The following is an 11310-nucleotide window of genomic DNA, read 5'->3' as shown; positions in this document are numbered from 1 at the left end:
GCCGCATCCCGGCACCGGTCGACACCAACTAACCAACCGCAGAGGGGTCCATATTCAACCGTCGACAAAGGGTCCGTTTTCAGCCGTCGTTGACACTCCTAGCAGTACGGCCGGATCTCAGGCATGAAGACGCGAGTTGTGGGATGAGGTTGGAGGCTCCCGACCGTTAGGGCTCGGAGCCGATGTCTGCGGCGTGCAGGCTGTTGGTGAGCTGGACTCGCGACTGGACGTCAATCCATCAGCCTGCTTCACCGGTCGAGTCCACTGATCCTTCACATACGCCATCGCAAGCCACGCCTTGCGCTGAACCGTTCAGGTGCGGGGGCTCAACGGTTGAGGTGGAAGGCAGGCCGTGCGCGGGTGCGGGGACCGGCACACCGCCGCCTTGTTGTGGTCGGCAGCTGGCTCTCCCTCCTGGCTGCAACCTGCTCCATCGACCTCGCGAACCGTCCAGCGGCAGCGGCCAGACTGCGTACGGCGACGCAACTGGCGGAGCAAGGCGAACACGCCGAGTTGTCTGCGTGGTGCCTCGAGACGGAGGCATGGCAAGCGGTCACCGATGGCGATTACCGACGCGCTCTGAGGCTCAGCCAAGGTGCCCAAGCAATCGCTCCGCACGACAGTTCGGCGTACATCCAAGCCACAGCACAAGAGGGTCGCGCCCACGCCAGACTCGGCCACAGCCGCGAAACTCTGAACGCTCTCGGCCGTGTGGAGCAGCTCGTCGCACCACTCGAGGTGCCCGATCGACCCGAGCATCACTACCGCTACGACCCCGAGAAGTCGAACGCCTATGTAGCCACAACTCTCTCCTGGCTGGGCGACCCTCGTGCGGAGTCGATCGCCCGCCAGGTCCTCACCCAGCTGGAGAACCTGTCATCCGGAAGTGCACGACCCCGCCGCGCAGCCACCGCCCGTCTCGACCTTTCCCTGGCCCTCATCGCGAGCAGCAAGCCCGATGAGGCGAGCGGTGTGACCATGGAAGCGCTGACCTCCGGCCGCCTCGTCCCCTCCAACTTCTGGCGCGCCAAAGAAGTCATCAAAGCCGTCGACGCCTGCGGCCTCCCTGAAGCCACAGAACTCCGCGACGCCTACGCATCCCTCAAGTCCTGACCACATAATGCCCGCGGGACCCATCGATCAGGTCCCACTTGCGATACCTGGTACGAGACGAGACCAATCGCATCTGCGCCTCAGACAAAGCCTCACGAAGCACGGCGTCGGCGTGCTGAAGTTCGACGGCCTGGCGCCGCAGTCGATCGACTTCCGCGAGCAGTGCATTGATGCGTCCGATGTTGTTGGCCCCGGACGTCGACTGGAGAGTTCGGCGGCTCCGCCAGCGGCGGAGGCGGCCGGGCTGGAGAGTTGACAACTTGTTCTTGTCGGATTGGATTGTGACAACTTAGCTTTGTCGGATGGAGGGTTTGCGGGTTAGTACTCGGGAGCTTGTCGAGGCTGTGGGTGGCGAGGCGGGCAGTCAGGATCCGTTGGTGTTGCTCGAGACCGCGGTGAGTGTGGCCGGGCGGGTTGGTGAGATGGCCGATGGGATGGTTGATCACTACGTCGGCGCTGCTCGGGCAGCGGGTTTGTCTTGGACCGTCATCGGTGAGCAGTTGGGGGTGTCGAAGCAGGCTGCTCGCCAGCGGTTCGCTGCTCGGTTGCAGACCGATGCCGGGTTGCTGACGGTGGAAGAGCAGTTGCCTGGGCTGGCGCCGCGGTTGGAGGCATGTTTGGAGGTCGCTCGTACGGCGGCGGAGACGGAAGGCTGTGTCGCGGGGACGCAGCACTTGCTGCTCGGGTTGCTACATGTCGGTGTGGCGGCGAACGTCCTTGATCGTTTGGGGGTCTCTCGTGACGCGGTGAGGGAGACGAGCGCTCTGCTCCTGACCGCGCGCGACGAGGATGGCGAGCGGACCGTTGGCGACGGTGAGGCGGAGGCGGCGGCGAAGGCGGCGCGGCGTTTCGCAGCGAGCCGTGGACAGCGCGAGACGCGCACCGAGCATCTGTTGATGGTCATTGCGTTGGATCCGGGTTCTTCCGCGCGACGAGTGCTCGATCACCTCGGTGTCGAGCCGGCCCGCGTCAAGAAGGAGTTGGCCGACTTCATGCCACCGGCTCCGCGGTCCGGTCGGCGCGGTCGTCGTACGGGGAAGCCCGATCGCGACGGACAGGCGTGTTCGTTTTGCGGGTGCGGCGACGCGGACCGGGTGATGGTGAACGGACCTGGTGTTCGGATTTGCAGTGAGTGCGTGGTGCTGGCGTCTGACATCGTGGCGACGACTCGAGCACAGAGGAGCGACGCGACGTAGCGTGGTGGCGGTCTCGGTCAGCCGGCGGTGGCGAGGAACTGGGTGGCGGCGAGTTCGGCATACAGCGGGCTGTTGGTGACGAGTTCGCGGTGGGTGCCGATGGCGCGGACCTGGCCGGCGTCCATGAGGATGATGCGGTGGGCCAGCGTCACGGTGGAGAGCCGGTGGGCGACGACCAGCACGGTGGTTGTGCGGGCGGCTTCGGCGATCGTGTCGCGGAGCGCGGCCTCGTTGACCGCGTCGAGTTGTGAGGTCGCTTCGTCGAGCAGAAGTAGTCGTGGTCGTCTCAGCAGGGCACGCGCGATGGCGACGCGCTGTCGCTCTCCGCCGGACAGTTTCATGCCGCGATGTCCGACGGTTGTGTCCAGGCCATCCGGGAGTGCATTGATCATCGCGGACAGCCTGGTGGTGCGCAGCGCGCGCTCGACCTCCTCAGCTGTGGCGCCCGGAGCACCGAAGACCAGGTTCTCGCGCAGTGTCCCGGACAGTACGGGCGCGTCCTGCTCGACGTACCCGATGGCGGCCCTGAGGTCGGTCAGCGACCAGGCTTGTACGTCGATGCCGTCGAGCAGCACGTGGCCTGTGTCGGGTTCGTAGAACCTTTCGATCAGCGAGAACACCGTGGTCTTTCCGGCCCCCGACGGGCCGACGAAGGCGGTCATGCCACCGGGCGGGATGGCGAAACTGATCTCGTCGTGGACGACCGGTAGTTCGGGGTCGTACCGAAACGACACCCGATCGAAGGTGACCGCGGCCGGGGCTGATGTCGTCCCCGTCGGTTGTAGCCGGGGCGGGGGAGAGGGTATCGGCTGGTCTGTTGCTCGCGGCAGCGGGCCGAGTTGCTCGATGGGGAGTGCTTCGGCTTCCTGGATCCGGGCGACAGCGGCTGCGCCTACCTGGTACTGGGTCACCGCGCTCGCCAGTTGATTGACCGGTGGCATCAGGTAATAGACGTACAGCAGGAACGCAACCAGGGTCCCGACCTCGATCGCGCTACTCGCCACCCTGGCGCCGCCGACGCTGAGCACTGCGATGAACGCGGCCTGCACGGCGAGGCCGCCGGTGTTGCCGGCGACTGCCTCCCACTTGCCGGCCCGTACGCTCGCCCGCCAAGCCTCGCTCGCCGCGCCCCGCAGGCGGTCGCCTTCGCGGTCCTCCGCGCCAGAGGCCTTGACCGTCCGGAAAGCGCCGAACATGCGTTCCAGAGCCGCGCCCATCACCCCGACCGACTCCTGCGCGTGCCGTGCCGCGCGATGGATCCGTGGCACGACCAACCCGATCACTACGACGGCAACCGCCAGCGCGAGCAGCGTCACGCCAAGCAGCGTGAGATCCATCAGCCCCATCATCACCACGGTTGCGGCCAGCGCGAGCACGCTCGTGACACCCCCGACCAGGGAGTCGGTGGTGACCACGCGCAGCAGCGTGGTGTCGGCTGTGACTCGCGACATGAGATCGCCCGGCTCGTGCCGTTCCACCGCGGACAACCGCAACCGCAGCAAGCGGCCGATCAGATGGTGTCGTGCCTCCAGCACCACTGATTCCGCGGTGCGGTGCAAGACATAGCTGCCTAGCGCCCCGATCGCCGCGTTGATCAGCACCAGTGCGGCCATCGCGGCGACCAGCTCAGCTACCGGACCGTCACTGCCAAGGTTGTCGATCAGCTCCCGCACAACCAGTGGCAACACCAAGCCACTTGCCGCTGTCGCCAGGCTCAGCACTCCACCGGCCAGCAGAGCACCTCGATGCGGCCGTACGTACGACAACAGCACCCGCCACGCCGGCACATCCGCGGGCAGTGCAGAGATGCCCTCGGTGTCGGGGAGGCCCGTGCGTTCTGCCGATGTGCCCACGTGGCCCATCATGCGCCTCCAGGCATCGGGGCGTCGCCGGTACGAACCTGGGGGCGGCGGTTGCTACTTGGTGCCGGTGGCGATGTTGAGGGGGGCGGTGAGGGGGTGAGGGCCGCGTTCGCGGAGCATGGCGTCGAGGACGTGGATGATGTCTTCGCGTTGGCGTTGGGTGAGGTCGGCGACGAGTTGGTTGGGGATGGGGTTGCTGCCCAGGGTCCAGTCCCAGAGCTGGCGGCCGTTCTCCGGGGTGATGCGCTCCTGGTGAGCGGTGTCGACGGCGACGTTGTGCAGGCCCGCGTCGAGCAGCCGCCGCCGCAGTACGTCGGGGTCCGCGACCTGGAACTCGAGCAGGGGCTCGTCCTCCGGTGGTCCTTCGAAGCCGGGTACGACGGCCTGGGCGGCGCTGACGAAGAAGTGCAGGGCCTCGAACTCGCCGGGGTTGCCGTAGGCCGTGATCAGGACGCGGCCGCCGGGTTTCGTGACCCGCACCATCTCGCGGAGCGCCCGCGCCTGGTCCGGGACGAGCATGACGCCGAACTGCGAACCGCAGAGGTCGAAGCTGTCGTCGGGGAGGTCGAGTGCATGGCAGTCCATCACGCGACCCTCGGCGTCCAGACCTTCGGCGGCGACGCGGGCGGTGAAGCGGTCGATCATCTGTGCTGACCAGTCGGTCGCGAGCACCTTCACGCCGAGGCGTGCGGCCGGAAGGCTCAGGCCACCGGTGCCCGCGGCGACGTCGAGGAAGGTGTCACCGGGCCGTAGCCCGGCGATCCGGAGGGCCGCCGTAGCAAGGTCGGACTCGCCGGACGCGACGTGTTCGTCGTACTGGGCTGCGATCGCGTCCCATGCCTCCACCGGGCTGGTCTGTAGGTCGGTCATCATCGTCTCCTTTCGAGGATGAGATCGACGCTAGGCGGCGGGTCCCGCGGCGGCATCGGTCAAACGACCCACGGACTCCTGGGAAGCGGTGGGTAGTTCATCGCACCTGGATCAGGTGGTGCTCGTAGGCATACGCCGTGGCCGCCGCTCGGGACGGCACACCGGTCTTGGTGAAGATGTTGCTGACGTGCCGAGCGACCGTCTTCTCCGCCAGGCCAAGATCTCGCGCGATCATCCGATTCGTCTTCCCGGCCGCAAGCAGGCTCAGCACCTCGGCCTCCCGCGCGGTCAGGCCGCCCGGGCCCGGGCCCGTCAGCCGGTCGAGGTCCGGCTTGGCGCCGAGTTCGTCGAAGACCTTGCGGGCCGCTTCGATCTCCAGGGTCGCCGTCTCCGGATCGCCGAGATCGTTGCAGGCGGCACCGATCAGCACTCGGACGCGCGCCGTTTCGTACGGCGCGTTCAGCGTGCGCCACGTCGTGGCGGCGACGCGGAGGATCCGAAGCGCCGAGCCGGCCTCTCCCTCGGCGAGCAGAACGGCGCCGAGCGCGGCGTCGGCCATCGCGTGCAGGTACGGCGCGTCGATGAGCTCGGCGATCTCTTTGAGCTCGTCGGCGTATCCCCGTGCCGACTCGACGTCTCCGGAGACCAGGAGCGTCTCGACGTACGCCGGCAGGATCCGTGATCGCGCGGTTGGTTCGAGGGTTTCGCTCACGGCGCGCGCGAGTACGCCGACCGCGATGTCGGCACGTCCTTGAGCCAGCCGCAGCAACGCGAGACCGGGTTCGGGTGAGCGGCCGGCCTCGTTGGCCTTGCGGAAGCTCTCCTCCGCCTCGGGATAGTCGCCACGCAGTCGCTGCAGCTCACCGAGCTGGTAGTACGCCGAACCGAGGGTGTCCCACTTGACCGAGCCGGACAGGTGATCGCACGCCTGCTGCGCAGCCGCGACAGCCTCCCGCCAGGAGCCGTCCAGCTGCATCAGTTCGCAGCGGTGAACCAGGCAGTTGCCCCGGAACGGAACGAGCTCGGGTTGGGCATCGCACCAGCGGGTCAGCGCTTCGGTCCACTCCCTCGCGCGCCGGAGATCGAACACGCCCGAGCATCCGGCGATGACCGTGCAGTAGACGATGCCGGCGTACATCGGTGAGACCTCGCCGGAGGTGACGCCGGCCATGACCTCGTCCAGCAGCGGCATCCCGGCCTTGGCGTCGCCTTGGAGGACCAGGGTAATCCCGTCGCCCAGGCGGGCCATCGTCAGCAGATCGAGGTCGCCGTACCGCCGTCCGGCCGCCGCGCTGTCCGCGAAGGCCGGGTGAGCCTTCTCGAACTCTCCGGCCCACATCCAGACGAAGGCGTTCCAGGTGCGCAGCCATGCACGCTCCGGGCAGTCGCCGCAACCTTCCAATGCACGCTCGCCACGGGCGAACCAGCCCATCGCGGGCGCCGCCTCCCCGCGGAACAGCAGTCCTGCTCCGATGTGTACGGCGTACTCGGCGGCGCGCATCGGTTCGTCGCGACGGAGCGCCTCGTGGTGTGCGCGCGTCCAGACGCGCGTCGACTCCTCGTCATGACCGGACAGGTACGCCGCCAGCGCGAGACTCTCCAGATCGGCGGGCTCGAGCGGGGTTGCAGCGTCCGCGGCGGCGAAATCGCGGTACGCGCCCGCCCACAAGCGCCGGGCGAAAGACTCCCGCGCCAGGTCGAGCACCCCGCTTGCCGTCACAGCCTCAGTGTGCTCTACAGGCCTCAGGGATCACAGGGGTGCTCAGGCGTTCGTCGTACGGCGGTAGCGGAGGACTGCGGCGGGGACGAGGGTGACGAGCAGACCGGTGATCCAGGCGACGGAATGCAGGACGTCGGCGGACGCGGGTCCGCCGAGGGTGAGAGCGCGGATCGCGTCAACGATCACAGTGATCGGGTTGACGGCGGCGAAGGTTTCCAGCCAGTCGGGCATCGTCTCGATCGGGACGAAGGTGGAGCTGGTGAAGACGAGCAGGATGACGGGGAGCAGACCGACGAGACCGGCGGACTCCGCGTCGCGGACCAGCAGGCCGATGAGTGCGTTGAGCCAGGAGAAGACGACTCCGACGGCGAGTGCGAGCCCGAGTGCGCCGACGGCTTTGACCGGCCCGGCGTGGAAGCGGAAGCCGATCGCGGCGGCGACACCGGTCATCAGGCCGAGGACGAAGACGTTGCGGACTGCGTCGGCGATGGTGCGTCCGGCCAGTACGGCGGTTCGGGTCATCGGCAGCGCGCGGAAGCGGTCGATCATCCCGCCGGCCAGGTCGTCGGCGACGGCGACGCCGGTCTGGGAGGCGCCGAACGCGATGGACAGCACGTAGATCCCAGGCAGGATGTAGTCGACGTACTGCTCGACTCCGGGTGGCCGGATCGCGCCGCCGAAGGTGTAAGTGAACAGCAGCACGAACATCACCGGCTGGGCGGTCGCGAAGACCATCAGCGTCGGCACCCGGACGAGGCGGTGCAGATTCCGCCCGGTGATCGTGACGGTGTTGGCGACCAGCCAGCCCGGCCCGCTCATCCGGACCATCTCGCTCATGTCGACCTCCCGGCGGTGAGGGCAAGGAAGACCTCGTCCAAACTCGGCCGGCGCTCGAGCTCCGCACCGACCTGTGCTTTGAGCTGCTCGGCGGTACCGGTCGCAGTGACCCGGCCGGCATCGATGAGCGCGATCCGGTCGGCGAGGCGATCGGCTTCGTCCATGTACTGCGTCGTCAGGAGCAACGCTGTTCCGGCGGCGGTCAGTCCTTCCAGCACCTCCCAGACGGCGGCGCGACCGCGCGGATCGAGCCCAGTCGTCGGCTCGTCCAGGAACAGTACGGCGGGGCGCGCGATCAACCCGGCTGCCACGTCGAGCCGTCGCCGCATGCCGCCGGAGTAGGTGCGAACCAGTCGGTCCGCAGCGGCGCTCAGGTCGAAGAGCTCGATCAGTTCGCCGGTACGGCGCCGCGCGGCGGCCGTGGTCAGTCCGGACAGCTTGGCGATCAGCCGCAGGTTCTCGATCGCGGTGAGGTAGCCGTCGACGGCCGCGTTCTGCCCGGAGAGTCCGATCTTCCGCCGGACCGCGGCGGCCTCACGAGTGACGTCGTACCCGCAGACGAAGGCTCTACCGCCGTCAGGAGGGAGAAGAGTGGTGAGGATCCGCACCAGGGTGGTCTTGCCTGCGCCGTTCGGCCCGAGCAGCGCAAGCACCTCGCCTGGCGCGACGTGCAAGTCCGCTCCGTCGAGCGCCAGGAGCGTGCCGAAGCGTCTGCTCAGCCCCTCGGCCAGGATCGCCTGGTCCATGCCATCACCCACTCCGGGATAGCTAGGATTACTACCTATGGATCAAGTGTAGGATAACTAGCTATGCGGGCCGATGCGCAAGCCCTCAAGGGCCATCTCGACGTGCTGCTGCTGTCGACGATGGCCGACGGGCCGCTGCACGGGTATGCGATCAAGGAGGCGCTGCGCGACGGCAGCGGAGGCCGGTTCGACTTGCCGACCGGGACGATCTACCCGGCCCTGCACCGGCTGGAGGACGCCGGTCTGATCGACGGCTCCTGGTCGATCGTCGACGGACGCCGCCGGCGCGGTTACCGGCTGACGCCGAAGGGCCGCCGCAAACTCGAGAGCGCGCGGGCGAACTGGCGCGAGTTCGCCGACACAGTCACCTCGATGCTGGAGCCCCGGCCATGGCCGGCCACGTCCTGATCGACTCTTACCTGGCCGAGCTGCGTCCGCATGTGCCGAGCAGTGCGTGGGACGAGCTCGCCGACGGCCTGCTCGAGACCTACGAGCACAACCTGGCAGCCGGTTTGGAGCAAGACGCCGCGGCGACTGGGGCACTGCACGACTTCGGCACGATCGAGCAGATCTCGCACGCGTTCGTCGCGAACGCTCCGGGTCACCGCGCGGCCCGGGTCCTCCTGTTCACTGGACCGCTGGTGGGGCTGTCCTGGGCGGCCACTTTCTTGACCGCCACGGTTTGGACGTGGCACCTGCCGGTCGGTGCTGCCATCGCTTTCGGCCTCGGTCTCTTCGCGGCGGTCGTCGTACTGGCCGTTGCGCTGAGGGCCACCCGGTGCGCGCGGACCAGGCTCACCGCGATCGGCGGCGCCGGCGCACTCCTGCTGGACGCCGGGTTGATCGCCGCCACCGTCGCGCTCGCACCGTCACCGGTGTGGCCGATGGCCGTGGCAATCCCCGCCAGCCTTGCCCGCGCCGCCTATGTCGTGCGCATGCTCCCGCACATCGCCCGCCGTAGCCCGCTGGGCTGAGGGTCGCCGCGGCCTCGAGCTGCTGAGGCGTCAGGCCGGGCGGGCGGCGTTGGTGATGGCGTCGATAGCGCTGGAGATGCGTTGCGCGGCCTGGTCGGGGTCGGGCCGACCGGCGTCGAGCCAGGCGATGACGGCCTCGAGGACCAGGGTCGGTATCAGGCTGGTCGCCCAGTCGCGCCAGGGGCCGGCGGGGATCTCGGCGCTCAGGTGGCGGTCGGCGATCTGCGTTGCGCCGGTGCGGATCTGGTCGACCACGTCGGCGAACTCCGGTTCGCGGGCCGCATGCCGGAACAGCAGCCGGAAGCCGTCGGGGTCGGCCGCGGCTGCGTGCAGCAGCGTCGGTATGGCGTCGTCGCCGTACTCGCCGGTGCCGACAGTGGTGGCGAGCCGCTGACAGGCGCGGTCGAGCACCGCGCGGTACAGCTCGGACTTCGAGGCGAAGTGCCGGTACACGATCACGTGGGTGATGCCGGCCTCCGCGGCGACGTCGTCGAGCCCGGTGGAGGCGTAGCCGGCCCGTGCGAACGCACGGGTGGCCGCACCGAGAATCTGCTCTCGCCGTTCGGCCCGCGGCAGCCGCCGGACGCGCGGCGGGGAATCGGTCTCTGAGCCCACGGTCGTCCTCCCACTTGTTAAGGCCCAATGATACATCTACGGTTGTTTAAGTCAGCTTTTACAAGCGGAGGTTTCCATGTCCGAGCTCGCCCAGCTTCCGTTCGATCAGCCGCACCTGCTCGACGCGGCTCCGCAACTACGTGAGCTGCAGACGAACGGCGTGATCCACCGAATCCGGACCGCCGTCGGCGACGAAGCCTGGCTCGTCACCAGCCACGCGCAGGTCCGGGAACTGCTGGACGACCCGCGGCTCGGGCGCGCTCACCCGCTGCCTCAGACCGCGGCTCGGACCGGGGAGTCGGCGCTGTTCGGCGGTCCGTTGGGCAACTTCGAGACCGAGCAGACCGACCACGCCCGAATGCGATCGCTGCTGCAGCCTCATTTCAGTCCGCGCCGCATGCGAGCGCTGCGGCCGCGGATCGAAACGCTGACCGAGCAACTTGTCGACGACTTGGCAGCGCAAGGACCGCCGGCCGACCTGCACGCGAGGCTGGCGGTGCCGCTGCCGATCCTGGTGATCTGTGAGCTTCTCGGCGTTCCGTACGAGGATCGCGACCAGTTCCGGGCCTGGACGGCCGATGCGGCGAACGTCCGGGACCGGGCCCGCTCCGAGCGCGGGCTGGGTGAACTGTTCGGCTACGGCCTGGGACTCGTCGCGCGCAAGCGGCACGAGCCCGGCGACGATGTGATCTCAGGTCTGTGTGCGACCGAGGGGGTGTCCGACGCCGAGGCGGCGGGGCTGTCGATGGCGCTCTTGTTCGCCGGGCACGAGACCACGGTCGTCCAGATCGGGCTCGGCGCGCTGCACCTGCTTGCGAATCCGGAGCAATGGCAGGCGCTGACCCGCGACCCGGGTCTGGTCCCCGGGGCGGTCGAGGAGGTTCTGCGGGCACCGGCGAAGGGCGGCGGCGGCATTCCCCGCTACGCCCGTACCGACTTCGAGATCGAGGGTACGGCGATCCGCGCCGGTGACCTGGTGTTGCTGGACAACGGCGCCGCCAACCACGATCCGGCCGTGTTCGTCGACCCGGACCGGGTCGACGTCACCCGCAAGGCAGGCGCCCACCTGACCTTCGGGCACGGCGCCCGATACTGCATCGGTGCACCGCTGGCCCGTATCGAGCTCCAGGCCGTCCTCACCCAGCTGGTCGAACGTTTCCCGGGTATGAATCTCGCGGTCGACATCGGCGACCTGCAGCTGCGGCGCGACACGCTGACCGGAGGGCTGGTCGAGTTGCCCGTGCGCTGGTGAGCCCGGCTCAGTTCGCGGCCTGGGTGGTGCGAGGCGGATGCGGAGTGTTCGGGTGGTCGACCGGGAGGCGAGCTGCCTGCCAGGCCTGGAAGCCGCCGATGACGTCCGTACTGCGGTGCAGTCCG

At 68.5% G+C, this 11310-nt stretch carries 12 protein-coding genes; 6 read left to right on the top strand and 6 right to left on the bottom strand.

Going from position 1 to position 11310, the window contains the following annotated elements; all coding sequences use genetic code 11:
• The first annotated feature begins 711 nt into the window (after positions 1-711).
• The 3 genes from AB0H36_RS31835 (at position 712) to AB0H36_RS31825 (ending at position 2309) form a co-directional block, all read left to right on the top strand.
• Complete coding sequence (locus AB0H36_RS31835) at positions 712-1113, top strand: hypothetical protein (protein ID WP_360531921.1); 402 nt, start codon at positions 712-714, stop codon at positions 1111-1113.
• A 112-nt stretch (positions 1114-1225) separates the two neighbouring features.
• The gene (locus AB0H36_RS31830; protein ID WP_360531918.1) at positions 1226-1369 is read left to right on the top strand and encodes a hypothetical protein; all 144 of its coding nucleotides are present in this window, start codon (positions 1226-1228) and stop codon (positions 1367-1369) included.
• A 289-nt stretch (positions 1370-1658) separates the two neighbouring features.
• Positions 1659-2309, top strand: a complete 651-nt coding sequence (locus AB0H36_RS31825; protein WP_360531915.1) for a Clp protease N-terminal domain-containing protein — start codon at positions 1659-1661, stop codon at positions 2307-2309.
• 17 nt (positions 2310-2326) lie between these two features.
• Here the strand turns inward: AB0H36_RS31825 and AB0H36_RS31820 are convergent, their stop codons facing one another.
• From AB0H36_RS31820 to AB0H36_RS31800, 5 genes are all read right to left on the bottom strand, one after another.
• Complete coding sequence (locus tag AB0H36_RS31820; RefSeq protein WP_360531912.1) at positions 2327-4162, bottom strand: ABC transporter ATP-binding protein; 1836 nt, start codon at positions 4160-4162, stop codon at positions 2327-2329.
• Between the two features lie 63 nt (positions 4163-4225).
• Positions 4226-5041: a methyltransferase domain-containing protein gene (locus AB0H36_RS31815; protein WP_360531910.1), complete on the bottom strand. Its 816-nt coding sequence runs from the start codon at positions 5039-5041 to the stop codon at positions 4226-4228.
• Positions 5042-5138: 97 nt separating this feature from the next.
• Positions 5139-6761: a LuxR C-terminal-related transcriptional regulator gene (locus AB0H36_RS31810; RefSeq protein WP_360531907.1), complete on the bottom strand. Its 1623-nt coding sequence runs from the start codon at positions 6759-6761 to the stop codon at positions 5139-5141.
• A 42-nt stretch (positions 6762-6803) separates the two neighbouring features.
• Positions 6804-7598 (bottom strand): ABC transporter permease, encoded by a 795-nt coding sequence (locus AB0H36_RS31805; RefSeq protein WP_360531904.1) that lies wholly within the window; start codon positions 7596-7598, stop codon positions 6804-6806.
• Entirely contained in the window at positions 7595-8344 is a 750-nt protein-coding gene (locus tag AB0H36_RS31800) for an ATP-binding cassette domain-containing protein (RefSeq protein ID WP_360531901.1), read from the bottom strand. Before AB0H36_RS31800 ends, AB0H36_RS31805 begins: the two co-directional genes overlap by 4 nt.
• A 63-nt stretch (positions 8345-8407) precedes the next feature.
• Here AB0H36_RS31800 and AB0H36_RS31795 point away from each other — a divergent pair, with 63 nt between their 5' ends.
• Together AB0H36_RS31795 and AB0H36_RS31790 are read left to right on the top strand one after the other, a co-directional pair.
• Complete coding sequence (locus AB0H36_RS31795) at positions 8408-8752, top strand: helix-turn-helix transcriptional regulator (protein WP_360531898.1); 345 nt, start codon at positions 8408-8410, stop codon at positions 8750-8752.
• Positions 8734-9318: a hypothetical protein gene (locus tag AB0H36_RS31790; RefSeq protein ID WP_360531895.1), complete on the top strand. Its 585-nt coding sequence runs from the start codon at positions 8734-8736 to the stop codon at positions 9316-9318. The genes AB0H36_RS31795 and AB0H36_RS31790 overlap by 19 nt, the downstream gene beginning before the upstream one ends.
• Before the next feature lie 30 nt (positions 9319-9348).
• On the opposite strand, the gene AB0H36_RS31785 is transcribed toward AB0H36_RS31790, so the two are convergent.
• Positions 9349-9933 (bottom strand): TetR/AcrR family transcriptional regulator, encoded by a 585-nt coding sequence (locus AB0H36_RS31785; protein ID WP_360531892.1) that lies wholly within the window; start codon positions 9931-9933, stop codon positions 9349-9351.
• A gap of 76 nt (positions 9934-10009) precedes the next feature.
• On the opposite strand from AB0H36_RS31785, the gene AB0H36_RS31780 reads away from it, so the two are divergent.
• Positions 10010-11185, top strand: a complete 1176-nt coding sequence (locus AB0H36_RS31780; protein WP_360531889.1) for a cytochrome P450 — start codon at positions 10010-10012, stop codon at positions 11183-11185.
• Positions 11186-11310: the final 125 nt, after the last annotated feature.

Source organism: Kribbella sp. NPDC050820, assembly GCF_040653975.1.
In the GTDB taxonomy this organism is placed as follows: Bacteria; Actinomycetota; Actinomycetes; order Propionibacteriales; family Kribbellaceae; genus Kribbella.
The sequence above is the reverse complement of the archived record's forward strand: the minus strand, read 5'-3'. Positions and strand labels throughout refer to the sequence as shown.

Bases quoted from the DNA above. Each gene is read 5' to 3' on its own strand.
- AB0H36_RS31815 (WP_360531910.1), bottom strand. From the start codon at position 5,041: ATGACCGACCTACAGACCAGCCCGGTGGAGGCATGGGACGCGATCGCA.
- AB0H36_RS31805 (WP_360531904.1), bottom strand. From the start codon at position 7,598: ATGAGCGAGATGGTCCGGATGAGCGGGCCGGGCTGGCTGGTCGCCAAC.
- AB0H36_RS31800 (WP_360531901.1), bottom strand. From the start codon at position 8,344: ATGGACCAGGCGATCCTGGCCGAGGGGCTGAGCAGACGCTTCGGCACG.
- AB0H36_RS31795 (WP_360531898.1), top strand. From the start codon at position 8,408: ATGCGGGCCGATGCGCAAGCCCTCAAGGGCCATCTCGACGTGCTGCTG.
- AB0H36_RS31790 (WP_360531895.1), top strand. From the start codon at position 8,734: ATGGCCGGCCACGTCCTGATCGACTCTTACCTGGCCGAGCTGCGTCCG.
- AB0H36_RS31780 (WP_360531889.1), top strand. From the start codon at position 10,010: ATGTCCGAGCTCGCCCAGCTTCCGTTCGATCAGCCGCACCTGCTCGAC.